The sequence below is a fragment of the Sphingobium sp. DC-2 genome (assembly GCF_000722555.1).
Lineage (GTDB): Bacteria > Pseudomonadota > Alphaproteobacteria > Sphingomonadales > Sphingomonadaceae > Sphingobium > Sphingobium quisquiliarum.
Genome location: NZ_JNAC01000024.1, coordinates 54,299 through 76,771 on the forward strand (window position 1 = coordinate 54,299; position 22,473 = coordinate 76,771).

19 protein-coding genes and 1 other RNA gene are annotated in these 22,473 nt (G+C 64.7%); 12 read left to right on the forward strand and 8 right to left on the reverse strand.

Annotated elements, in window-relative coordinates; translation table 11 throughout:
* Positions 1-22: 22 nt before the first annotated feature.
* Genes ET21_RS0103325 through ET21_RS0103335 form a run of 3 tightly spaced genes read left to right on the forward strand, consistent with a single transcriptional unit; the run spans position 23 to position 3,712 of the window.
* Positions 23-1,189 carry a hypothetical protein gene (locus tag ET21_RS0103325; protein WP_030538570.1) on the forward strand — a complete coding sequence of 389 codons (1,167 nt, stop codon included), beginning with the start codon at positions 23-25 and terminating at the stop codon, positions 1,187-1,189.
* A gap of 46 nt (positions 1,190-1,235) precedes the next feature.
* The gene (locus ET21_RS0103330; RefSeq protein WP_021239961.1) at positions 1,236-2,330 is read left to right on the forward strand and encodes a DUF2336 domain-containing protein; all 1,095 of its coding nucleotides are present in this window, start codon (positions 1,236-1,238) and stop codon (positions 2,328-2,330) included.
* Positions 2,330-3,712: a sensor histidine kinase KdpD gene (locus ET21_RS0103335; RefSeq protein WP_030538572.1), complete on the forward strand. Its 1,383-nt coding sequence runs from the start codon at positions 2,330-2,332 to the stop codon at positions 3,710-3,712. Before ET21_RS0103330 ends, ET21_RS0103335 begins: the two co-directional genes overlap by 1 nt.
* 54 nt (positions 3,713-3,766) lie before the next feature.
* Here the strand turns inward: ET21_RS0103335 and ET21_RS0103340 are convergent, their stop codons facing one another.
* Both ET21_RS0103340 and gltX read right to left on the reverse strand, forming a co-directional pair.
* Positions 3,767-5,053: a citrate synthase gene (locus tag ET21_RS0103340; protein WP_030538573.1), complete on the reverse strand. Its 1,287-nt coding sequence runs from the start codon at positions 5,051-5,053 to the stop codon at positions 3,767-3,769.
* Between the two features lie 10 nt (positions 5,054-5,063).
* The gene (gene gltX, locus ET21_RS0103345) at positions 5,064-6,530 is read right to left on the reverse strand and encodes a glutamate--tRNA ligase (protein ID WP_030538574.1); all 1,467 of its coding nucleotides are present in this window, start codon (positions 6,528-6,530) and stop codon (positions 5,064-5,066) included.
* A 36-nt stretch (positions 6,531-6,566) separates the two neighbouring features.
* On the opposite strand from gltX, the gene ET21_RS0103350 reads away from it, so the two are divergent.
* Positions 6,567-8,711 (forward strand): ComEC/Rec2 family competence protein, encoded by a 2,145-nt coding sequence (locus ET21_RS0103350; RefSeq protein WP_030538575.1) that lies wholly within the window; start codon positions 6,567-6,569, stop codon positions 8,709-8,711.
* On the opposite strand, the gene lexA is transcribed toward ET21_RS0103350, so the two are convergent.
* Positions 8,702-9,370: a transcriptional repressor LexA gene (gene lexA / locus ET21_RS0103355; RefSeq protein WP_021239966.1), complete on the reverse strand. Its 669-nt coding sequence runs from the start codon at positions 9,368-9,370 to the stop codon at positions 8,702-8,704. The genes ET21_RS0103350 and lexA overlap by 10 nt on opposite strands.
* A 152-nt stretch (positions 9,371-9,522) precedes the next feature.
* Here lexA and ET21_RS28135 point away from each other — a divergent pair, with 152 nt between their 5' ends.
* On the forward strand, positions 9,523-9,681 hold the full coding sequence (locus ET21_RS28135; RefSeq protein ID WP_021239967.1) for a hypothetical protein: 159 nt from the start codon (positions 9,523-9,525) through the stop codon (positions 9,679-9,681).
* Between the two features lie 50 nt (positions 9,682-9,731).
* Here ET21_RS28135 and glp read toward each other — a convergent pair whose 3' ends face one another.
* The 5 genes from glp to ET21_RS0103385 form a co-directional block, all read right to left on the reverse strand.
* On the reverse strand, positions 9,732-10,913 hold the full coding sequence (gene glp, locus ET21_RS0103365) for a gephyrin-like molybdotransferase Glp (protein ID WP_030538576.1): 1,182 nt from the start codon (positions 10,911-10,913) through the stop codon (positions 9,732-9,734).
* Positions 10,910-11,380: a cyclic pyranopterin monophosphate synthase MoaC gene (moaC, locus tag ET21_RS0103370; RefSeq protein ID WP_021239969.1), complete on the reverse strand. Its 471-nt coding sequence runs from the start codon at positions 11,378-11,380 to the stop codon at positions 10,910-10,912. The genes glp and moaC overlap by 4 nt, the downstream gene beginning before the upstream one ends.
* Positions 11,377-12,168, reverse strand: a complete 792-nt coding sequence (gene trpC / locus ET21_RS0103375) for an indole-3-glycerol phosphate synthase TrpC (protein WP_030538577.1) — start codon at positions 12,166-12,168, stop codon at positions 11,377-11,379. Before trpC ends, moaC begins: the two co-directional genes overlap by 4 nt.
* Positions 12,165-13,157 carry an anthranilate phosphoribosyltransferase gene (gene trpD / locus ET21_RS0103380; protein ID WP_030538578.1) on the reverse strand — a complete coding sequence of 331 codons (993 nt, stop codon included), beginning with the start codon at positions 13,155-13,157 and terminating at the stop codon, positions 12,165-12,167. The genes trpC and trpD overlap by 4 nt, the downstream gene beginning before the upstream one ends.
* 205 nt (positions 13,158-13,362) lie before the next feature.
* Positions 13,363-13,953 (reverse strand): aminodeoxychorismate/anthranilate synthase component II, encoded by a 591-nt coding sequence (locus ET21_RS0103385; RefSeq protein WP_030538579.1) that lies wholly within the window; start codon positions 13,951-13,953, stop codon positions 13,363-13,365.
* A gap of 113 nt (positions 13,954-14,066) precedes the next feature.
* Here ET21_RS0103385 and ET21_RS0103390 point away from each other — a divergent pair, with 113 nt between their 5' ends.
* The 7 genes from ET21_RS0103390 (at position 14,067) to ET21_RS0103415 (ending at position 22,311) form a co-directional block, all read left to right on the forward strand.
* Entirely contained in the window at positions 14,067-14,468 is a 402-nt protein-coding gene (locus ET21_RS0103390; protein ID WP_030538580.1) for a DUF6766 family protein, read from the forward strand.
* Between the two features lie 99 nt (positions 14,469-14,567).
* Positions 14,568-15,080, forward strand: coding sequence for a hemerythrin domain-containing protein (locus tag ET21_RS0103395; protein WP_030538581.1), 513 nt, complete (start codon positions 14,568-14,570; stop codon positions 15,078-15,080).
* A gap of 5 nt (positions 15,081-15,085) precedes the next feature.
* Positions 15,086-15,429, forward strand: a transfer-messenger RNA (tmRNA) gene (gene ssrA / locus ET21_RS26920).
* Between the two features lie 293 nt (positions 15,430-15,722).
* Entirely contained in the window at positions 15,723-16,106 is a 384-nt protein-coding gene (locus tag ET21_RS0103400; protein WP_030538582.1) for a hypothetical protein, read from the forward strand.
* A 258-nt stretch (positions 16,107-16,364) separates the two neighbouring features.
* On the forward strand, positions 16,365-17,957 hold the full coding sequence (locus ET21_RS0103405; RefSeq protein WP_030538583.1) for a hypothetical protein: 1,593 nt from the start codon (positions 16,365-16,367) through the stop codon (positions 17,955-17,957).
* Positions 17,958-18,049: 92 nt separating this feature from the next.
* Entirely contained in the window at positions 18,050-20,740 is a 2,691-nt protein-coding gene (locus ET21_RS0103410) for a TonB-dependent receptor (protein WP_030538584.1), read from the forward strand.
* Between the two features lie 128 nt (positions 20,741-20,868).
* On the forward strand, positions 20,869-22,311 hold the full coding sequence (locus tag ET21_RS0103415) for a CHAD domain-containing protein (RefSeq protein WP_030538585.1): 1,443 nt from the start codon (positions 20,869-20,871) through the stop codon (positions 22,309-22,311).
* The last annotated feature ends 162 nt before the right edge of the window (positions 22,312-22,473 follow it).

Below are 22,473 nucleotides of genomic sequence, written 5' to 3' on the forward strand. Positions count from 1 at the left end.
CACGGGTCGGTTCCATCGCAGCATGACATTTGCGGCCATTCTCAGCGCCAGCCGGGCATCCGGCGATTCCAGCGGAGCACTGCGCGCGAGCCTGCATTTCGCCGGGCAGACGCTGGTGGAATATCAGGCGCGGCAGGCGGCGCGGGCGGGGGCGGACAGGATCATGATCCTGGTCAGCGTGATAACGCCCGCCCTGTCGCAGGCCGTGGACCGGTTGAGCGCCGACGGCATTCCCGTTGCTCTGGTACGCGACATGGTGTCGATGGTGCGGGATGCCCCGCGCGACACGGACGTCCTGCTGGTCGCTGACGGCGTCGTCGTCGCGCAAAGCCATTTCGATGCCATGGCCGAGCGGGAGGGCAATGCCCTGCTGGTAACTGACGACAGCCGCGCCAGCGCGCCGTTCGAGCGCATCGATGCCGGGCAGCGCTGGGCAGGGCTGGCGCGGGTCAGCCCCGATCTGCTGTTCGGGACGCTGGACATGATCGGCGATTGGGACCTGTCGCTGACCCTGGTCCGCGCGGCGGTGCAGAGCGGCGCGCGGAGGGTAACCGTGCCGCAGGACGACCTGCTGACCGGGCGCGTGGCGCTCGTCGAAACGCAGGCGGAGGCGGACGTCGCCGCACAGACCGTCATGTCCTCCGGTTCCCGCGCCACATATGTGCGGGGATTGGCCGAACATTATCTGCTGGCACCGCTGGCGCGTCTGGCAAGCCCGGCGCTGATGCGAACGCAGGTTCCCGCGATGCAGGTCCGAATAGCGGGAATGGCTCTTGGCGCAATCGCGCTGGTGCCGATTGAACTGCTGTGGCCCGCGACCGGCTTCTTCCTTCTGCTGCTGGCATTGCTGATCGCGGAGATTGCTGACCGGCTGGATGAACTGGCGTTGCGATTGCCGCCATCGGGATGGGCCGCATTCGTCGTTCCCTTCTTCGCCGTGGGTGGTATTTCGCTTGCCGGAGCAGGCGTGCTGGCGACATGCCTCGCTCTGCTGCTTGCGATCGTGCAGGTCGCCGACCGCTGGCGCAGGACCGGCGCGGCACGGCCATGGATGATCTTCACGCCCGCCAGCGCCCTGCTGCTTTTACTGCTGACCACATGGGTAGGTGCATTTTCGCTGGGCTATGAAGTGTCGATGCTGTGCGTGATCGCGTCCGTGGGCACCATCATCCTGCTGAAACGCGACTGAAAAATTTTCCTGCTTAGGGTTTAGTGCATTTTAAGGACGCGTGGCTATGCTGCCCGGCATGAGCGCCTTTTCGTTCCCTTCCGGTACGATGGTGGCGGACAGCTGGCCCATGGCGCGAGTCATGGCGGGCATGTCCGCTGTTCCCGTCGGCCATGCCATTGATCTGGCGTTTTTCTTTCCCGAAACGGAGCGGGACCGGCATGATGCCCTGATGGCGGAGACGCGGCGGCATCTGGGCGGGTGCCTGACCGGGATCGAAGCGGCGTTGCGAATCGCGTTGCGCGACCGGCCTGCCATCGCGGCTTTGGCCGGACAGCAGCGGGCTATGCTGTGCTGGCCGATGGTATGCGCCCAGCCCACATTGTTGAGCCCGGCGCTGCTCGCCCATATGCAGATGCGAGCGGGCGTAACGCTGATGCTGCGGCAATTCGGTCAGCCGGATGGGGAGTTTGAAGAGGCGGAGGCCGACGCGTTGCTGGCCAATGACGATCCGGCGATTGGAGAGACGCTGGCGGCGCTGGCGGTGGCGGAAGGCCGGTGGCTGGCGATCGGCGCGGAGGATGAACCGATGCTGGCGGACTTGCCGGCCGAGCATTTCGCCGAGCTGCTGTGGACGGCTGCGGCCTGCATGACGGCGGTGGTGCAGCGGAGCGGGATGGACGGCGCCGAAACGGCTCTGCCCATGTTCGAACAGGCTGGCCGGGCGCTGCTGGCGGCGCATGACGAAGCCAGGGGGCCGATCGCGATCGCCGCGCGCCTCGTGCGTCAGTTGGGCGAGCGGGCCGACGCGCCGGATCTTCTGGGTGCGGCTTTGGGGCAGCGGCGCTTCCTGCTGTTCGCCGCCCTTGCCGCCCGGCGTTTGCGCATGGATTGCGCCCAGGTGGCCGACATCATGGTGCTGGGCCCGGTGAACGAACTGGCGGCGCTGTGCCGGTCCCTTGGCGGATCGGATGCGGACTACAGGCATCTGCTGCTTGCCTTGCGGCCGGTGCGCCCGTCCCTCACAGATGCGGCGATCATCGGGGAAGCGGATCGTTACCAGGCGCTGACCGAAGCACAGGCGGACGCGGCCGTCAGCACGATGCGCGCTCCGGTTGCGCTGCGGGCGAAGCTGGATCATCTGCGCCGGGTCGCTTTCTGATGCATATGTCCGCGCACCCGGCCGTCGTGCGTGCGATGGTGGCGGCCAACGGCCTGCTGCTGAGCGCGGACCCGCCGCTATTGCAATTGCAGCGGGAGGCGGGGGCGGATGTTGGCGCCGTGCTCGCCATTCCGCAACTTGCGGCAATGGTGCGGCTGGCCTTGCGGCTTGGCGTCACCGTGTCGCGGCCCGTCACGGCCGCTGCCGAACGCGGCGACATCGATATGTGGGTGCGCGCCAAGCCGGAGGCGGACGGCGTGCAGATCGCCGTCATCGAATGGAGCGAGCGCCCGGCAGCGATCATGCCGGTCGATAATGTGCGGCGAGAGGCGGATATCGCCGCCGTCGCGGAAGGGTGGACGTGGCAGATCGATACGCAGTTGCGATTTCAGATGGTGCTGGAAGGGGCGGGGCAGGAGAGCGTTCTTCCTGAGACTCAGCCCGCGCCGGGCAGCCGCTTCACCAGCTATTTCCAGCTTCAACCGGGGGAAGAAGGCGACCTTGCCATCCTGCGTGGTTTCGCGCAGCGGCGGGCGTTCCGCGATCAGATCGCCACGCTGGTGGCGGAACCGGACCGGCGGTTCAGCCTGTCGGGCTTTCCCATGTTCGACATTTCCGGGCAGCTGCTGGGATATAGGGGGAAGGCTTTCCCCGTGGATCGCGCCATCCTTTCGCCGCATGTGCCGCCCGCGCCCGGCGTCATCATCTATCCGGCGGAATTCGGGCGGAGGCTCGACCGGTCGCTGCGCCAGCCGCTTGGCCGGATCATCGCCAATGCCGATTCGATCAGTGCTCAGGTCGATGGGCCCTTGCGCCCGGATTATGCCGGTTATGCCAGCGACATTGCGGCGGCCGGGCGGCACCTGATGGCGTTGATTGACGACCTTGCGGACCTGCAAGCGATCGACCGGCTGGATTTCACTGTCGCGACGGAGGATGTGGACCTGGCCGATATCGGCAGGCGAGCCTCCGGGCTGTTTGTCGTCAAGGCGCTTGACCGGCAGATCCGGCTGGTGCCTCCGGGTCCTGACCAGTCAGCGGTCGCCACGGGAGAATTCCGCCGCGCCTTGCAGATACTGATGAACCTGGTCGGCAACGCGGTCCGATACAGCCCGGATGGGTCGGAAGTGCACATCGAAACGGGCGTGCAGGACGGGCGCGCATGGATCGCCGTGCTGGACCAGGGCACTGGCGTGCCGCAGGACAGCCGCGAACGCATCTTCAACAAGTTTGAGCGGCTGGGGCGCAGCGATCCAGGCGGCAGCGGCCTTGGCCTTTATATCTCGCGAAGGCTGGCGCGAGCGATGGGCGGCGATATCGAAGTCGATGAAGCGCCCGGCGGAGGAGCCCGCTTCACTCTCTTCCTTCCCATAAGTAGCTGAACGCAAAAACGGCGCCCGAAGGCGCCGTTTTCCTTTCCATCAGTCCTGCGCCGTTCACCGCTGGCTGACAGGCACATAGTCCCGCTGTGCCGGGCCGGTGTAGAGCTGGCGCGGACGGCCGATCTTCTGCGCTGGGTCAGAGATCATTTCGTTCCACTGCGCAACCCAGCCGACGGTGCGGGCGAGAGCAAAGAGCACCGTGAACATCTCGGTCGGGAAGCCGATGGCCGACAGGATCACGCCCGAATAGAAGTCGACATTCGGGTAGAGCTTCTTTTCGATGAAATAGGGATCGTTGAGGGCGATCTGCTCCAGTTCCTTGGCAACGTCGAAGACCGGATCGTTGACGCCCAGCTTTTCCAGCACGTCCTTCGCCGTCTTCTGCATGACCGTCGCGCGCGGGTCGTAATTTTTGTAGACGCGGTGGCCAAAGCCCATCAGGCGGAACGGATCGTCCTTGTTCTTCGCGCGGGCGATATATTCCGGGATACGATCGACGGTGCCGATCTCGCGCAGCATGTTGAGCGCGGCTTCATTCGCGCCGCCATGCGCCGGGCCCCACAGGCAGGCGATCCCCGCCGCGATGCAGGCGAAGGGGTTGGCGCCCGACGAACCGGCCAGCCGGACGGTCGAGGTCGACGCATTCTGCTCATGATCGGCATGGAGGATGAAGATCTTGTCCATCGCGTCCACGATCACCGGATCGGGTTCATATTCCTCCGCCGGGACCGAGAAGGTCATGCGCAGGAAATTAGCGGTGTAGCTGAGGTCGTTGCGCGGATAGACGAAGGGCTGGCCCACCGAATATTTATATGCCATCGCCGCGATGGTCGGCATCTTGGCGATCAGGCGGTGGCTCGCGATCTTGCGCTGCTCCGGGTCATTGATGTCGGTCGAATCATGGTAGAAAGCCGACAGCGCGCCGACTACGCCGCACATGATCGCCATCGGGTGCGCATCCCGGCGGAAACCGCGGTAGAAGGTGGTCAGCTGCTCATGCACCATGGTGTGGCGCGTGATGGTGCGGGTGAAGTCTTCCAGCTCGGCCTTGGACGGCAGTTCGCCGTTCAGCAGCAGGTAGCTGACTTCCATGAAGCTTGACTGTTCGGCGAGCTGGTCGATCGGATAGCCGCGATGCAGCAGGATGCCGGCGTCACCGTCGATATAGGTCAACCCCGAATCGCAGCTCGCCGTCGATGTGAAGCCCGGATCATAGGTGAACATGCCCGTATTGGCGTACAGCTTGCGAACGTCAATGACCTTGGGCCCGACCGTGCCACTCAAGATGCCATATTCCTTGGCATCGCCTCCAACGGTCAAGGTGGCATTGTTTTCCGACATCATGTTCTCCTCAATTGCCACGGCTGGCCGATGCGTGCCCGGCATCGTTCAGCCGTTTCAAGCTCTCCACTTTTCCCAGCAGGAAAAGGACATCAAAAATGCCCGGCGAAACCGTGCGACCGGTCAGCGCCGCACGCAGAGGCTGGGCGACCTTGCCCAGTCCCAAGCCGGCTTCCTCTGCCACGCGGCGTGTCGCCTCTTCGATCGCTTCGACCGTCCAGGTCTGGACGGAGCCAAGAGCGTCGGCTGTCTTGCCCAGCAGCTCGCGCGCCGATTCGTCTAGCAGAGCGAGAGCCTTGTCGTCAAAATCCAGCGGGCAATTTTTGAACAGGAACTCTGCTCCCTCGGCAATTTCGTTAAGCGTCTTTGCACGGGGCTTGAGGGACGGCATGGCTTGGGCCAGCAATTCAGCGGCATTTGCCGGCAATTGGGCGAGGCCCAGCCGTGCCGCTATGTGGGGCGCCGTCAGCGCCGCCAGACGCGCGTCGTCCGCCTCACGCAGATAATGGGCGTTCAGATTTTCCAGCTTCTTGATATCGAAGCGCGAGGGCGAACGGCCGACGCCGGAAATGTCGAACAGTTCGATGGCGCGCTCACGGGAGATGATCTCCTCATCCCCATGGCCCCAGCCCAGCCGCAGCAGATAGTTGAGCACGGCTTCCGGCAGCATGCCCATTTCGTCGCGATAGGCATCCACGCCCAGCGCGCCATGCCGTTTCGACAGCTTCGCTCCGTCCGATCCATGGATCAGCGGGATATGGGCGTAAACCGGCTCTTCCCAGCCCATGGCCTTGATGATGCCAAGCTGGCGGAAGGCATTGTTGAGATGATCATCGCCCCGGATCACGTGGGTCACGCCCATGTCATGGTCATCGACCACGACAGCCAGCATATAAGTGGGCGTGCCGTCGGAACGGAGCAGGATCATGTCGTCCAGTTCCGCATTCTGCACGACGACGCGGCCCTGGACCGCGTCCTCGATCACGGTTTCGCCTTCGCGCGGAGCTTTCAACCGAATGACATAGGGGGCTCCCGCGGGCGCTTCCGCAGGGTCGCGGTCACGCCAGCGGCCATCGTAGCGCATCGGCTGCCTGGCGGCGCGCTGCTGTTCGCGCAGTTCCGCCAGTTCTTCCGGCGTTGCATAACAGCGATAGGCGTCACCCTGCGCCAATAGCTGGTTCGCGACCTCTGCATGGCGGGCCGACCGTTCGAACTGGAATATAGCGGGTTCGTCGCCCGTCAGGCCAAGCCATTCCAGACCATCGAAAATCGCGGCCACGGCCTCTTCGGTCGAGCGGGCGCGATCCGTATCTTCGATGCGCAGCAGGAACTTGCCGCCATGATGCCGGGCGAACAACCAGTTGAAGAGGGCGGTGCGCGCGCCGCCGATATGCAGGAAGCCCGTGGGAGACGGCGCGAAACGGGTCACGACCTGCTTGTTCAAACCCGTTGCACTCACCGCGAAATTCCCTGACATGCGCCTTGCTCATTCATGAACGCGACGCCCCCTAGCATGGCTTTTGAGCCACGACAAACCTCCGTTGGCGGGAACATCCGGCAGGTGGGCGAGAGGCTTTTCGCCATCGTGGAGGGAGCGCTGGAGGAGGAGCGCGAGCAGCTTGCGCTATGGGTCCCGGTCGCCATCGGCATGGGCATCGTTGCCTGGTTCCTTTTGCCCAACCGGTTGGAATGGCTTGGTTTCTGCTGTTTTTCGCTGGCCATGGCGACCGGTGGCATGCTGTTGCCAGCGGGTGGACGCGCGCGGCAGGCCATCGTGCTGGGCGGAATATTGGCATGCGCGGGATGCGTGCTGGTCTGGGGAAAAGCGATGGCCTGGGGCACGCCACCGCTGCCGCGTGCCGTCTTCATGGAGGTGACTGGCGAGGTTCGAAGCGTCAGCGCGATTCCGGCTCAGCAGATGAGTCGCATGTTGGTCCGCCCCATCGATGCGCCCACATTGCCGCGGCGGATCCGGGTGAACATAGCGCAAAAGGATGTGCCCGAAGGATTGGGGGAGGGGGCTATCGTCCGCTTTCGCGCGCGGCTGATGCCGCCTGCGCCGCCCAGCCTGCCGGGTGGATATGATTTTGCCCGGCGCGCCTATTTTCAGGGCATCGGCGCTACGGGACGGGCGCTGAAGCCGGTGAAGGTGCTCCGGCCTTCCACCAGTGCGCCGCCACTTCGCGCGCGCCTCTTCGCCCACATCGCAGAGCGTGTGGACGGGCCGGGCGCTGGTATCGCTGCTGCGCTTGCGACCGGGGATCAGGGGGCGATCGCGGAGGAGGATGCCGAGGCGATGCGCAGGAGCGGGCTTGCGCATCTTCTGTCCATCAGTGGCCTGCATGTTACCGCGTTGATCGGGGCTGTGATCTTCCTGTTGATGCGCGTCATGGCGCTGAGCCGCCGTGTCGCGCTTGATTGGCCCCTGATGCTGATCGCGGCTGCGGGCGGCGCGCTGGCTGGTATCGGTTACACGCTTTTGACCGGGGCGGAAGTGCCTACGGTACGGTCGTGCGTGGCCGCCTTGCTGGTGCTGGGCGGGCTGGCGCTTGGGCGGGATGCCATCACGTTGCGGCTGGTCGCGGCGGGCGCTGTGGTGGTGCTGATATTCTGGCCGGAGGCTCTGGTGGGACCGAGCTTCCAGATGAGCTTCGCGGCTGTGATCGCGCTGGTCGCATTGAGCGAGCATCCCGGCTTCCGCGCCTTTGCCGCTGCACGCGACGAACATTGGTCGCGGCGAGTGGGGCGAAGCCTGGGCGCCATGCTGCTGACCGGCTTTGCCGTTGAGCTGGTGCTCGCGCCGATCGCGCTATTGCATTTTCACAAGGCGGGGATGCTGGGCGCTTTCGCCAATCTGCTGGCGATCCCGCTGACGACTTTCGTGGTGATGCCGCTGGAGGCGATGGCGTTGCTGCTCGACATCGGGGGGCTAGGCGCTCCCTTCTGGTGGCTCACGGCACGATCGCTCGATCTGCTGCTGGTCATTGCCCATGGTGTGTCGGTAAGTCCCTGGGCCGTGATGATGACGCCGACCCTGCCCATAGGGGTTTTCGCTGCGGTGATACTGGGTGGATTATGGTGCCTTTTGTGGCGCAGCTGGTGGCGCTGGGCAGGGCTCATTCCCATAGCGGCTGGAGTGGCCGTCATGTCCATGGCATCGCCGCCCGACATATTGGTCACCAGCGATGGCCGCCATGTCGCGGTACGCGCGTTGACAGGAGGCATGGCATTGTTGCGGGCGGGTGCAGGAGACTATGTCCGCGACATGATAGCGGAAAGCGCTGGCTTCGACGGCGAGATGAGCGCGCTGGCGGACTTGCCCGAAGCACGCTGCTCCGATGATCTCTGCGCGGTTCGGCTGGCTGTGAACGGCCGCGCATGGCGATTGCTGCTGACGCGCAGTGATATGCTGATCGATAAGGCTGCGCTGCAAGATGACTGCGCCAGCGCGGACATTGTTGTTTCCGACCGCCGCCTGCCGCCCTGGTGCCGCCCGCGCTGGCTGAAAGCGGACCGGCGCTTGCTCTGGCGGACAGGCGGGCTGGCTATCGACCTGAACCAGGGCAGGATAAGCGGGACGAAAATAGCGAGTGATGCCCATCCATGGATCGTCCCTGCGGTCAGGAACCGGAAGGCCCGTTCCGGCAATCAGTTGTAGCGCCGTAGCAGCCCCGCCAGCTTGCCCTGGATACGCACCTGCCGCGGATCATAGACCTGAGGCTTATAGGCTGCGTTGGCGGGATCGAGCCGAACCCTTGACCCGTCGCGATGGAAATATTTAAGCGTCGCCTCGCTCTCATCGATCAGCGCCACAACGATCTGCCCCTCGCGCGCGACTTCGGTGCGCTGGATCAGGGCATAGTCGCCATCCAATATGCCCGCTTCCACCATGGAGTCACCGGAAACCTCCAGCGCATAATGGTCGCCAGCGCCCAGCAGGGCAGCTGGCACGGAGAGCATATTCTGCCCTTCAAGCGCTTCGATCGGCACGCCTGCCGCGATCCGGCCGTGGAGCGGGATGTCGATGACGTCATTGGCGGCAATCGGCGCTTTGGCGGTCAGTTGCGGCTTGGCAGGCGCTGCCTTGGGCGCTCGGTGCATTGCCTCGGGAAGTTTCAGCACCTCAAGCGCGCGGGCGCGGTTCGGCAGGCGGCGGATGAAGCCCCGTTCCTCAAGCGCGTTGATCAGCCTGTGGATGCCGGATTTCGATCGCAGATCGAGCGCTTCCTTCATCTCCTCGAAAGAGGGGGATACCCCGCCTTCCTCCAGCCGGTTTTGTATGAAGCTCAGCAATTCCTGTTGCTTCGGCGTCAGCATGCCTGCTTGTCCTCCATGGAACGGATGGAGAACGCATAGGAAACGGAAAGTGGCAAGTCAAGCGGTTAACCGCTCACCGTAACAAACGGAACGGAGCGGTGCGCCAGCCGTTTCATGGCAGCCTTTTTACAAGGCGTGAATAGGAGAGTGAGATGGCGAACCAGAACAATCAGGGCGGTGATCAGCGCCGCCAGCAAGGCGGCGACCGTTCGAGCCAAGGCGGCCGTCAGCAGCAGCAAGAGAACCGCCAGGGCCAGATGGGCCAGGAGCGTGGCAAGGACAAGGGCGGCCAGGGCAAGCAACAGCGCTGAGCCTATAGCTGGCCTATGAAGAAGGGGTCGCATATGCGGCCCCTTTTTTTTCACGTGAGCGGCAGGATGGTCACGGTCTCCCCGGCGTCCGCCGCAGGTGAGCGCGCGGGCCGGACGATCAGGCAGTCGGCCTGTGCGAGGGCGCAGGTGGCGGCGCTGTCCTGCGACGTCACGGAAACCACGCCATTGCCGCTGCGACAGGCGCGCAGATAATCGTCGCGCTCTCCCGTGGCGGGGAGTGGCGCGGCGAGGGTTGCCGTCGATGCGGGTGGGAAGGGGGCAGCGGCGCCCGCCATATGCCTGACCAGTGGCAGCAGGAATAGATAAGCCGTGACGAAGGCCGAAACGGGATTGCCCGGCAGTCCCAGGAACACGGCGTCGCCCAAATGGCCCGCCATCAGCGGCTTGCCGGGACGCATGCGGATTTTCCAGAAGTCGAGGCTTCCGCCAGCCTTGGCGAAGGCGGGGCGGACGAGGTCGTGATCGCCGACCGATGCGCCGCCGGTGGAGACGATGATGTCGGCCTTGGCGGCTTGCTCCAGCGCTCCGGTCATCGCGTCGAGATTGTCGGGGACGATGCCGAGGTCGGTGACGTCGCAAGCAAGCCCGCCCAGCATGGCGGCGAGCATGGGAGCGTTGGACGAAGGCAGGCTGCCCGGCGGGACCGGCGCGCCGGGCGGGACCAGTTCATTGCCGGTCGACAGCAGTGCGATGCGGGGCCTGCCGCCGACGGAGAGCGCGCCATGGCCGCCCAGCACCGCGAGCGCGATCTGAGCAGCCCCTAAACCAGCGCCAGCGCCCAGCAGGCGCTGCCCGGCCTGAAAGTCGGAAGCGGCCGGGCGCACATTGCGGCCCTTGGCAAGGGGCGCGCATGCCGGGCTGAGCGCGCCATGTTCAACTGCCGCATCCTCCTGTATGAGGACGGTGTCTGCACCTTCGGGAAGCGGAGCGCCGGTGAAGATGCGGCAGCATTCGCCTGGCGCGAGGGGAGCGGGAACAGCGCCGCCTGCCGTGCTTTCGCCCGCGATCCACCAGGGGCCGGGCCATTCGGCGGCGCGGATGGCGTAGCCGTCCATGGCCGAAAGGTCAGCCCAGGGCTGGCTGCGCAGCGCTAAGACATCTTCGGCGAGCCAGCGGCCCGCGCACTGGGCGATCGGCAGGCGTTCGGCGGGAAGCTGCCGGGCCAGCGTGAGCAGGCGGGCTTGAGCCTCCGCGACCGGCAGCAGGGTCATGGCGCGCGCCAGTCGCCGGACTTGCCGCCGGTCTTGGCGAGCAGCCGGACGCCATCTATGACCATCGCCTTGTCGATCGCCTTGGCCATGTCGTAAATGGTCAGCAAGGCGGTGGAGGCCGCCGTGAGCGCTTCCATTTCCACCCCGGTCTGGCCTGCCGTCCTTGCGGTCGCCTTCACGATGACGCCCTGCGCCTCCAGTTGGAAGTCGATGACAACGGATGTCAGGGGGATCGGATGGCAGAGCGGAATGAGGTCCGCGGTGCGCTTGGCTGCCATGATCCCGGCCACGCGGGCGACGGCCAGGACGTCGCCCTTCTTGACGAGGCCCTGGGCGATGGCTGACGCGGCATCTTCCTTCATGGTGATGCGGCCGGTGGCGACTGCTTCGCGCGCGGTGACGGGCTTCGCCGAAACATCGACCATCCGGGCCGATCCGTCTTCGTCCAGATGGGTAAGGCCGTTCATGCGCCGGTGAGCAGCGCGCGGGTCGCCGCCTCGACATCGGCCTGCCGCATCAGCGATTCGCCGACCAGGAAGCAGCGCACGCCGTGGTCCGCCATCGCAGCCAGATCGGCATGGCTGCCTAGCCCGCTTTCCGCGACGAAAGTGCAGCCTTCGGGCGCCTGGCCGACCAGTTCATAGGTGCGGGCGAAATCGACGCTGAAATCGCGCAGGTCGCGATTGTTGACGCCGATGAGGCGGGAGCGCAGCTTCATGGCGCGCTCCAGCTCCTGCGCGTCATGCACCTCCACCAGCGCGTCCATGCCGAGGCCGAGCGCGGCATCCTCTATTTCCGCCATCTGCCCGTCATCCAGCGCGGCGGCGATGATGAGGATGGCGTCCGCGCCCAGCGCCCTGCTTTCCAGCACCTGCCACGGGTCCACCATGAAGTCCTTGCGCAGCACCGGCAGGGCGCAGGCGGCGCGCGCGGCGATCAGATAATCGTCATGCCCCTGAAAATAAGGCTCGTCGGTAAGGACTGAGAGGCAGGCGGCGCCACCGGCGGCGTAGGCGCGGGCATGGGCGGGGGGATCGAAATCGGCGCGGATGAGGCCCTTGGACGGGCTGGCCTTCTTCACTTCCGCGATGAGGCCGAAGCCGGTGCGCGAGGCGTCGTCCAGCGCTTTGCGGAAGCCGCGCGGCGGCGTCTGTCCGGCGGCGCGGTCTTGCAGGCTGGCGACGCTGGTTGCCGCCTTGCGCCGGGCGACCTCCTCCCGCTTCGCATCGCAGATCTCGATCAGCTTGTTCGTCATTGATAGGCAATCCAGCAATTGAGCAGGGCGTTGGCAAGCCCGCGGTCGATCGTTTCGGCGGCTTCCTCCACCCCTTCGCGGAAGCCGGGCACGGCGTCCGCCACGACAAGGGCGGCGGCGGCGTTCAACAGCACGGCGTCGCGATAGGGCCCCGCTTCCCCTTGCAGCAGTTTCCGCAGCGCGGCGGCGTTATAGGCCGGGTCGCCGCCCCGGATCGCGTCCACGGGATGGGTGGACAGGCCAAGTTCGGCGGCGCTCAAGCGGTGCATCGCGACGAGGCTGTGGCCCTTCACCTCCGCCATGTCGTTGCCGCCCGCCAGCGAAAGCTCGTCCAGCCCTTCGTCGCCGGAGATGATCATGGCGCGGTCGACGCCCAGATCGGCCAGGGCTTCGGCATAGATGGGCACATAAGCGGGGCGGGCGATGCCGACGAGCTGGCGGCGGACCCTGGCGGGGTTGGCGAGCGGACCCATCAGGTTGAAGATGGTGCGTTCGCCGATCGCCTTGCGGATGGGGCCGAGCCGTTTGAGCGCCGGGTGATAATTTTGCGCGAACAGGAAGCAGATGCCAAGGTCGGCCAAAGTGGCTTCGGCGGTCTGCGCCGCGCGGTCGAGATCAAGGCCGAGCGCTTCCAGAGTGTCGGCCGCGCCTGCCTTTGACGAGGCGGCGCGATTGCCATGCTTGGCGACCGGAACGCCAGCGGCGGCGACCACCAGGCTGACGGCGGTCGACACGTTCAGCGTATGATGCCCGTCGCCGCCGGTGCCGCACACGTCGATCGCCCCTTCGGGCGCGCTGATCGACAGCATGCGGGCGCGCATCGCGCGGGCGGCGGCGGCGATTTCCACCGCGCTTTCGCCGCGCCGCGCCATGGTGACGAGGAAGCCGGCGATGTCCGCTTCCGCAAGGTCGCCGTCGAACAGCAGGTCGAAGGCGCGGGCGGCCTCTTCAGCGCTCAGCGGCGCGGCGGGATCGGGCAGGCGGGTCATCGCTGGTGCCTTAATCATGCCGCCGCGCCGGAGTCGAGGGCGGGATGTCGAAACTGGTTCGCGCGTCCGTTGCAGGGGTGACATAGGTGACACGACAAGGGCGCGGAAAACCGCCGATTTTCGCGAAATTTCCTACAGGGTCAAAGAGCCGCGCCGAAAGCCCCTGACGATAGCGCGGCGGCGCGGCTGTAGGACAGCGAAAAATTCAGGCGGGGGCGCGTTCCCGCACGGGAAGGCCCGCGATGCGCAGGAAGTTGGCCAGCATGTCGTGCCCATATTCCGTCGCGATGCTTTCGGGATGGAACTGGACCGAATGGATGGGCAGGCTTTCGTGGCGGAAGCCCATGACCGATCCATCTTCGCTGGTGGCGTTCACGCGCAGGCAGGCGGGAATATCTTCCACGATCAGCGAGTGGTAGCGGGTCGCGGTGAAGGGGGAGGGCAGCCCTTCGAACAGGCCGGTGCCGTCATGGACGACCGGCGACGTCTTTCCATGCATCAGCCCGCCGCGCACCACCCGGCCGCCGAAATGCTGGCCGATCGCCTGATGGCCCAGGCATACGCCGAGCAGGGGCGCGCCCGCGTCCGCGCAGGCGGCGACCAGATCCAGGCTGACCCCGGCCTCATTGGGCGTGCAGGGGCCGGGCGACAGCAGGAAGGCGCTGGCCCCGCTGGAAAGCGCCTGGCCTGCCGAGATGGCGTCGTTGCGCACCACTTCCACCTGCGCGCCCAGCTCCATCAGATAGTGGACGAGGTTCCAGGTGAAGCTGTCGTAATTGTCGATGACGAGGATCATGGGGCCAAGGCTATAATGCGCCCCGCGCTCCGGGCCAATCGGAATCGGCGGGGCAGCTTTGAACCTGCCGCGCGCGCAGGCGTTCTCCACCCGAAACGATCAGTGAGGATGGCATGAAACGCTATGCATATGGCTGGATAACGGCCCTGTTCTTTCTTGTGTCGATCGCGGGACATTGGCTGTTCGGCTGGTGGGCCTATGTGGATAATGCGCATTCGCACGGGCAGGCGCCCGAAGCGACCGCCTATGCCGTGGAAATGTTGCGCGACACGTTCGAAAACTGGCAGTCGGAATTCTTGCAGCTGATCTGGCAGGTCGTTGGCCTTGCCTATTTCCTCTATGTCGGCTCCCCGGCGTCGAAGGAGAATGACGACCGGCTGGAAGCCAAGATCGACGAGCTGCTGAAGATGACCGGCGGCAAGCAGGCCGAGGGGCTGATCGACGAAATCGACCGGCGCTATCTGCGCGTGGGCGGCCATGCCAAGCCGCATGCCCATGATGTGGGGCATGAGTGAGCGGGAGCGCACAGGTGAAATGAAGCGGCAACGTTCAAGGCGCGGGAACCGAGCGCCCCTTCAGCCGCTTCATGTCCACTGTTCATGAGGAGGACGGAAATGGCCAAGGCCGAATTTACGGATGCGATTGCGCTGCTGAAAGCGGACCACCGCAAGGTGGAGGATCTGTTCGAGCAGTTCGAGAAGGCGAAGAATGCGAGCCGCAAGCAGGACATCGCCCATCAGATCTGCACCGAATTGAAGATCCACACGATGATCGAGGAGGAGATTTTCTATCCGGCCTTCCGCGGCAAGATAGAGGACGACACGCTGGACGAAGCCTATGTCGAGCATGACGGGGCAAAGGTGCTGGTGAACGATATCGAGGCCGGATCGCCCGAGGACGATTTCTATGACGCCAAGGTCACGGTGCTGTCCGAGGAGATCAAGCATCACGTCAAGGAAGAGGAACGACAGTCCGACGGCATGTTCGCCCAGTGCCGCAAGACGGATGTCGACCTGGTCGAGCTGCGCGACCGGATGATGGCGCGCAAGCAGGAGCTGATGGCGCAGGCCAAGGCAAGCGGGCTGCCCGTCGCCAAGCCCAGGGCCGTCCATCTGGTCGCGGCCTGAGCGCGGAGGTTGAAAAAGCCGGCGCATTATCCCATATGCGCTGGTGCCGGGTTCGCCCGGCTATGGTGATAAATCGTGTCGTGCAATAGGCGCAGCGGACCCGGGGGCAGTACCCGGCGGCTCCACCACATGCCCCGCCTGGCGGGGTGTATGACGGGGCCGAACTAGGATCGACGTGTGTTGAAAAGCGATGCCTTCACCCGGCCTGAGTACGCCGTAAAAAGGTTCAAAACTCACAAGTGCCAACGATAACGAGGCTCTTGCTCTTGCTGCGTAATTGATGGCCTCACGGCCTGACATTACTCAAAAAGAACGCGGTTGAACCCACCGGGCAACAGAAGGGAATTCAGCGGCCGCCGGAGGGGCCGGGCAACAGAACCCTCCGGACCCTTTCCCTAAAAAAGATCATGATCGCGGTAACCGGCCGATGGCGCGCTGGTCCTATCGGCATGCGTCCGCGACTCGGAGTGAATTGGCGGACCAACTCAATTACACTTTTATGACAGTTTGAAGAAAAATTATTAAGTGTTTGATATTATTCCAAAGAAAATGCTTTTTGCGGGTCTCTCGCTATCTTGCCCAGATGTCATCTAAGTGAAATAATTGCGGCTATATTGGGAAGTTTTTTTCGGGAGAGATGAGATGATCAAGCTGATGGCGGTCCTGGGCTTCGCGGCCGTATCCATGGCGCCGGTTGCGGCATCGGCCGCGGCCGACGAGGTGGTGGTCGTCGGCGTGCAGGACGGTGGCCTTGCCGCAGCATCGATCATGTCCCGCAATTATGAAAGCGCGGCGAAGCGCCTCGCGGCTCCGCGCCCGGACGAAGCCAATGATCCGGCGCGGCTCATCAACCTGGGCAACGCCTATGCGGGGCTGGGCCGCATGCATGACGCGCAGGAGGCGTACCGTTCGGCGCGCTTCGCCCCGGACATGACGCTGTCGCTGGCCAATGGCGAGGAAGCGTCGTCGCGCGACATCGCCCGCCGCGCGCTGGGCAGGCTGGAAGCAAGCTACGCCATGCGCTGAGCATTTCCCGGCGGAAGTCTTTACAGGGGCGCTGTCCGGCGGACAGCGCCCTTTTCGCGCGCGTCCATTTCATCGGAATGAAAGAAGAGTCTTCAAACTGTCATTTTCATGTCTTCATTCCGTCACGGAAGCAAAACGTGCCTGTCATCTGCCACGCCTAGCTGCGGCTCCTGAGGGCGACAGGGGGCGTTGTCCGATTCGAGTTCCCCTTGCGCTCCGCACTGCAACTGACCGGAAAAAGCCGGAAGCGGAGACGACATGGCCAAGATCAACCATATTCAAACCATCCTGATGGCGGGCGTCGCCTGCGCGGCGCTGAGCGCCTGCGGAGCCGACGACATTGCCTCGCCCGGCGAAGGCGCGATCGTCATTCCGGCGCCCACGCCGACCCCGACGCCCGGCACGCCTACGCCGACCCCGACTCCGGGCGTGGTAACTCCGGCGGCGAACTGCCCTACTATCGCGGGCGCTGACCAGTTGACCGACCTGGGCACCATTTCCAACGGCACCAGCACGTGGCGCAACTGCGGCTTCCCGGCGCGCTTCAACAGCTCGACCGCGATCGCCAAGGTTCCCGGCGTCATCTATTCGATGCCGGGCCGCGTGGATGTCGGCACCGACCAAGGTGCTGCGAGCACCAACACCGTCGTCACCCTGACGATCGATCCGGGCGTTGTGATCTTCGCCGGTACGGGTAACACCTTCCTGGCCGTCAACCGCGGCAACAAGATCAACGCTGTCGGCACCGCGACGCAGCCGATCATCTTCACCAGCCGTGAAAACGTCACGGGTTCGGTCACCGACCAGTCTTCCGGTCAGTGGGGCGGCGTCGTCCTGCTGGGCCGCGCGAAGATCACGGACTGCTTGGCTCCTGCTGCCGCTGCGGGCACCACCGCTTGCGAACGTGACACGGAAGGTGCGAGCAACGCCTTGTATGGCGGTGCGAACGATGCCGATAGTTCTGGCCGTATGAGCTATGTCCAGATCCGCTATTCCGGCTTTGTCCTGTCGGGTTCGAGCGAACTACAGGGCCTGACCCCCTCCGGCGTGGGCACCGGCACGCAGCTTGATCATATCCAGGTCCACAACAGCTCTGACGACGGCATCGAAATCTTCGGCGGCAGCGTCCACCCGCGTTATCTGGTGCTGACCGGCAATGAAGATGACAATCTGGATACCGACGTCGGTTTCCGTGGCACAGTGCAGTATCTGCTGAGCGCCCAGCGCGACGGCAACAACATCGGCGATAGCTTCCTTGAAACCGACTCCAACGGCGGTTCGGCGTCCAACAACGGCGAAGACGTGCTGCCGCGCCAGTATCTGAAGGTCGCCAACTTCACCTACATTAACCGGTCGACCACGGGTTCCAACGGTTCCGCCATGCTGCTGCGCGGCGGCGCCGACCTGACGCTGGTCAACGGCCTGATCGTCAGCCCGACGCAGACCTGCCTGCGCATCGACAGCGCGACGACGGTTCGCGATGCCGACACGGCGCTGCAAGACGCAGGCAAGCCGCGCTACATCTCCGTGGCGATGCAGTGCCTGCCCGCGACGCCTTACAAGGGCAATAACAGCGTGACCGCCGCTGTCGTCCAGTCGATCTTCGAAGCCGGTCCGAACAGCACGATCAGCTACACCCCGTCGCTGAGCAGCCTGTTCATCAACGGCGCGACGGAAACGGCCCTGACCGCGACCGATCCCAAGACGATCGACCCGGCCTTCACCACGACCAACTATGTGGGCGCGGTCAAGGACAGCACCGACACCTGGTATGCCGGTTGGACCTGCAACTCTGTCACGGCGAGCTTCGGCAGCGCCAGCGGCAACTGCACGGACATCCCGACCACCTGATCCTGACCTGACCTCAACAGGGGCGGGGGAGCGTTTACCGGCGCTTCTCCGCCCTCTTTGCGAAGAATTTCATCCCAAGGGGGACCCTTAGCATGTCGAAGCCGCTCAGCCTGGCGCGCCTGCTCCTGATTTCCACCGCGCTGTCCGCTCCGGCGGCGATGGCGCAGACCGCAACTGCTCCAGCCGACTCCGCCCCGACCTCCGGCGTGCCCAGCGCTTCCGAAGAGGCCGACGCGCAGAGCGGCAATGTAGACGTGTCGATCCCCGGCTCAGACATCGTCGTCACGGGCCGCCGCACCAGCAACGTGTCGCAGGCTGCGCCGCAGGTCGTGAACGTCCTGTCCGCCGCCGACATCAAGCGCACGGGCGAAGGCGACATCGCCGGATCGCTCCAGCGCGTGACGGGCCTTTCGGTCGTTTCGGGCGGCTATGTCTATGTGCGCGGCCTTGGCGACCGCTACTCGTCCGCATTGCTGAACGGGTCGCCCCTGCCTAGCCCTGAACCGCTCAAGCGCGTCGTTCCGCTCGACATCTTTCCGACCAGCGTGATCGCTTCGACGCTGGTGCAGAAAAGCTATTCGGCGAACTTTCCCGGCGAGTTCGGCGGCGGCGTCATCAACCTGACGACCAAGGCGATCCCGGTCGAAAGCTATCTGGAAATCGGCCTTGGCAGCTCCGCCAATACCGAGACTTCGGGGCAGCTTGGCTACACCCATTATGGCAGCAAGTCGGACTGGACCGGCTTTGACGACGGCACGCGCGACGTGCCCGGCCTGCTGGCGGGCGCGATCGGCAGCGGCACGCCTTTCTCCAACATGCCGCGCGCGGACCTGCGCGCCATCGCCATGCAGTTCCAGAACAGCAATACATCGGTGGTGCAGCGGACCAACAGCCTGCCGTTCAACTTTTCCGCATCGCTGAACGGCGGCACGGCGTTCGACGTAGGCAGCGATGGCCGCTTCGGCGTGCTGGCCACCGCGTCTTACAGCAACAAGTGGCGGACGCGCGAAAATCTGCAACAGGCGTCGCTTGATGTCGCTGCGGGCGCTGGCCGGAACTATAATCAGGTCAGCACCGAAAATGAGGTGACGGTGAACGGCCTGCTGGGCTTTGGCCTTGAGCTTGGCGACCAGAAGATGCGCTGGACCAACCTTTACATTCGCGACACGCTGAAGCGCAGCGCGCTGGCGATCGGCCAGAATGACGGCCAGATCCAGGGCGCGGACTATCTCAACCAGCAGACCGGCTGGTATGAGCGGCAGCTGATCGACACCCAGTTCGTGGGCGAGTTCAAGCTGGGCGAGGCGGTCAGCCTGGACGTGCGCGGCGGCTATGCCAATTCGCAGCGGGAAGCGCCCTATGAGCGCGAGTTCGAATATGTCCGCACCAACCGCGACCTGGCGACCGATCCGGTGGGCGACCGCTTCGTCAATGCGCTCAACCGTCAGCGCGGCGACGCGTCCGTCACGTTCAGCGACCTGAACGAGGACCTGTGGTCGGCGGGCGTGGACCTGAGCTACAAATTCTCGCCCGACCTGACGGCGAGCGTGGGTTATGCGTTCAGCGACACGAAGCGGACCTCTTCGCGTTACGAGCTGCATTTCGACGCCACGAACCTGCCGATCCCGGTGCAGCAGCTGCGCCCCGACTATCTGCTGTCGGACGCGTCGATCCAGCTGTTCGACATCAGCCTGCTGGAATTTTCGGGCAACTATCCAGTCTATGACGCGGCACTGCGGACCCATGCGGGCTATGCGCAGGTGAAGGCGTCGGTGCTGCCGGGCCTGTCCTTCGACGCGGGTGTCCGCTACGAAAAGGGCCGCCAGTCGGTGACGGGCGTGGACGTCTACAATACGGGCGTGACGCCGTTCAACCAGATCCGCAAGGATTACTGGCTGCCCGCCGTCACGGTGACGGTGGAAGCGGCGAAGGGGTTGCAGTTCCGCCTGAGCGGATCGAAGACCATCGCCCGCCCGCAGTTCCGCGAACTGATCGCGCAGCCCTATCTGGATACGGAATCCAACCGCTTCTATCGCGGCAACCCCTATTTGCGGGACAGCGAGCTGTGGAACGCAGACCTGCGCGCCGAATGGTATATGGGGCGTGAGGAAAGGCTGACGGCCGCGGCCTTCTACAAGAAGATCAAGAACCCGATCGAAACCTTCACCACCATCACCGATACCTATGCGGTGACGACCAGCTTCGCCAACGCTCCAGAGGCGCAGCTATATGGCGTGGAGTTCGAGGCGCAGAAATATCTGCCGCTCGATCGCTGGTCGGATTCGCCCTTCTTCCAGAGCCGCCGGATCGTGCTGATCGGCAACTATACCTACACCCAGTCCGAACTGAAGGTGAGCGACGGCGACACGACCATCCCCTACAGCTACACGACGGGTCCTCTGCCTGCGGCGTCCGACTATTTCGTCGACGGCGCGCCGCTGACCGGCCAGTCGGACCATCTGGTGAACTTCCAGATCGGGCTGGAGGACATGGACAAGCTGTCGCAGCAGACGCTGCTGCTGACCTATGCCAGCCCGCGCGTGACCAGCCGCGGCCCCAACCTTCAGCCCGACATCAAGGAAAAGCCCGGCCTGACGCTGGATTTCGTCGCGCGGCAGGCGGTCCTGCTGCCCGGCGGCATCAACAGCGAGTTCAAGTTCGAGGCGCGGAACATCACCGGCCGCAAATATCAGGAGTTCCAGGAAGCGGGCGGGAACAAGGTGTTCTACAACCGCTACAAGATCGGAACGACGATCGCGGCGTCGATGACGGTCGCCTTCTGACCTGACGTCCGGCGTGGCCAGGCGAACGGCCGGTCCGTCCAGCACGGACCGGCCGTTTCGTATTTTACGGATGTTCAGGCGCTGGCCCCGTCTATACTAGGAATGGCGGACAAAGCGGAGGCGAGGGCGTGAACGAGGAAGTCGAGCTGAAGCTGGAATTGCCCCGCGACGCCGTGGAGGCTTTCGAGCGATCGGCGCTGATCCCCGGCGAAGGGGACAGGGCGGAACTGAACGCCATCTATTTCGACACGCCCGGCAGCGCCTTGCGCGCCCTGGGCTACAGCCTGCGCATCCGCCGGTCGGGCGGCAAGCGCATCCAGACGGTGAAGGCCGATCATGGGGAAAGCGGCGGCGGCCTGTTCGCGCGGGGCGAATGGGAAATGCCGGTAAAGGACGACCAGCCGGTGATCGACACGCGCACGCCGTTGCCATCGGCCCTGGGCGATGCGGCGGACCTGATCGCGCCCGCCTTCCATGTCGATGTGGAGCGCCGGACATGGATGGTGGAGGAGCAGGGCGCGCGCGCCGAAATGGTGCTGGACAAGGGCGTGGTCCGCGCTGGCGATCGCGAAGCGCCGGTCTGCGAGATCGAACTGGAATTGAAGGAAGGGGAGGCGTCCGCCCTGTTCGCGCTGGCCCGCCGCATCGAAGCGGCCGCGCCGGTGCGGCTGGGCATCGAGGCGAAGTCGGAGCGCGGCTATCGCCTGCTGGGAGCCGCCCCCGCTTCGTTCAAGGCCGAGCCGGTGACATTGAAGCCCGGCAGCAGTCCGCAAGAGGCGTTCAGGACCATCGCCCGCGCCTGCCTGCGGCATTACCGGCTGAACGAGAATCTGCTGCTGGACCATTATGATCCGCAGGCGCTGCATCAGGCGCGGGTCGCGGTGCGGCGGCTGCGGGCGGCGCTGACGCTGTTCAAGCCGATCCTGCCGGACCAGAATGCCGTCCGCTTTCAGGACGAGCTTCGCTGGCTGGCGCGGGAACTGGGCGAGGCGCGCGACCTGGACGTGCTGATCGACAGCATCGCTCCCGGTCCCTTGCACGACCGGATCGAAGCCGCGCGGCAGCAGGCGCATGCCGATATATTGAAAATGCTGGAGTCCCGCCGGGTGCGGGGCCTGATGATCGACTTTGCCGAATGGCTGACGCTGAATGCCGCGCCGTCAGGCGGCGGGGAATCGGCGAAGGCGTTCGCGGCGGAGCGGTTGCGGCATTTCTACCGCTGGGTGGTGAAGCATGGCCGCGACATGGCGGAACTGGACGACGAGCATCGCCATGCCGTGCGCAAGAAGGCGAAGAAGCTGCGCTACGCGTCGGAATTTTTCGCCAGCCTGTTCAGCGAAAGCAGGAAGGATCGCAAGCGGCATGCCGATTTCATCAAGGCGCTGGAGGCGTTGCAGGACAGGCTGGGCGCGTTGAACGACATGGCCAGCATGGCGGGGTTGCTGGCGAAGCATGGCGTGGAGGCCGGGGAGCAGGCGGTGGAGCCTGCGGGCAAGGACAAGAAGAAGCTGATCAAGGCGGCGGCGAAGGCGCATGACAAGCTGGCCGATGCGCGGCCTTTTTGGAGTTGAGCGCCGGGATTTAAGCTACTTCCGTTCGCCCTGAGCTTGTCGAAGCCTTTCTCATTTATTCAAGGAAGGTGTGCCGTTGGCTGAAGCCGTCCTGCGGCTCGACAAACTTACGGCGACTGAAATCTGAGGTGCTGCGAGTAGAGGTGTCATGGCCCTCAAGGG

Bases quoted from the DNA above. Each gene is read 5' to 3' on its own strand.
- ET21_RS0103325 (WP_030538570.1), top strand. From the start codon at position 23: ATGACATTTGCGGCCATTCTCAGCGCCAGCCGGGCATCCGGCGATTCC.
- ET21_RS0103330 (WP_021239961.1), top strand. From the start codon at position 1,236: ATGCTGCCCGGCATGAGCGCCTTTTCGTTCCCTTCCGGTACGATGGTG.
- ET21_RS0103335 (WP_030538572.1), top strand. From the start codon at position 2,330: ATGCATATGTCCGCGCACCCGGCCGTCGTGCGTGCGATGGTGGCGGCC.
- ET21_RS0103340 (WP_030538573.1), bottom strand. From the start codon at position 5,053: ATGTCGGAAAACAATGCCACCTTGACCGTTGGAGGCGATGCCAAGGAA.
- gltX (WP_030538574.1), bottom strand. From the start codon at position 6,530: ATGTCAGGGAATTTCGCGGTGAGTGCAACGGGTTTGAACAAGCAGGTC.
- ET21_RS0103350 (WP_030538575.1), top strand. From the start codon at position 6,567: ATGGCTTTTGAGCCACGACAAACCTCCGTTGGCGGGAACATCCGGCAG.
- lexA (WP_021239966.1), bottom strand. From the start codon at position 9,370: ATGCTGACGCCGAAGCAACAGGAATTGCTGAGCTTCATACAAAACCGG.
- ET21_RS28135 (WP_021239967.1), top strand. From the start codon at position 9,523: ATGGCGAACCAGAACAATCAGGGCGGTGATCAGCGCCGCCAGCAAGGC.
- glp (WP_030538576.1), bottom strand. From the start codon at position 10,913: ATGACCCTGCTGCCGGTCGCGGAGGCTCAAGCCCGCCTGCTCACGCTG.
- moaC (WP_021239969.1), bottom strand. From the start codon at position 11,380: ATGAACGGCCTTACCCATCTGGACGAAGACGGATCGGCCCGGATGGTC.
- trpC (WP_030538577.1), bottom strand. From the start codon at position 12,168: ATGACGAACAAGCTGATCGAGATCTGCGATGCGAAGCGGGAGGAGGTC.
- trpD (WP_030538578.1), bottom strand. From the start codon at position 13,157: ATGACCCGCCTGCCCGATCCCGCCGCGCCGCTGAGCGCTGAAGAGGCC.
- ET21_RS0103385 (WP_030538579.1), bottom strand. From the start codon at position 13,953: ATGATCCTCGTCATCGACAATTACGACAGCTTCACCTGGAACCTCGTC.
- ET21_RS0103390 (WP_030538580.1), top strand. From the start codon at position 14,067: ATGAAACGCTATGCATATGGCTGGATAACGGCCCTGTTCTTTCTTGTG.
- ET21_RS0103395 (WP_030538581.1), top strand. From the start codon at position 14,568: ATGGCCAAGGCCGAATTTACGGATGCGATTGCGCTGCTGAAAGCGGAC.
- ET21_RS0103400 (WP_030538582.1), top strand. From the start codon at position 15,723: ATGATCAAGCTGATGGCGGTCCTGGGCTTCGCGGCCGTATCCATGGCG.
- ET21_RS0103405 (WP_030538583.1), top strand. From the start codon at position 16,365: ATGGCCAAGATCAACCATATTCAAACCATCCTGATGGCGGGCGTCGCC.
- ET21_RS0103410 (WP_030538584.1), top strand. From the start codon at position 18,050: ATGTCGAAGCCGCTCAGCCTGGCGCGCCTGCTCCTGATTTCCACCGCG.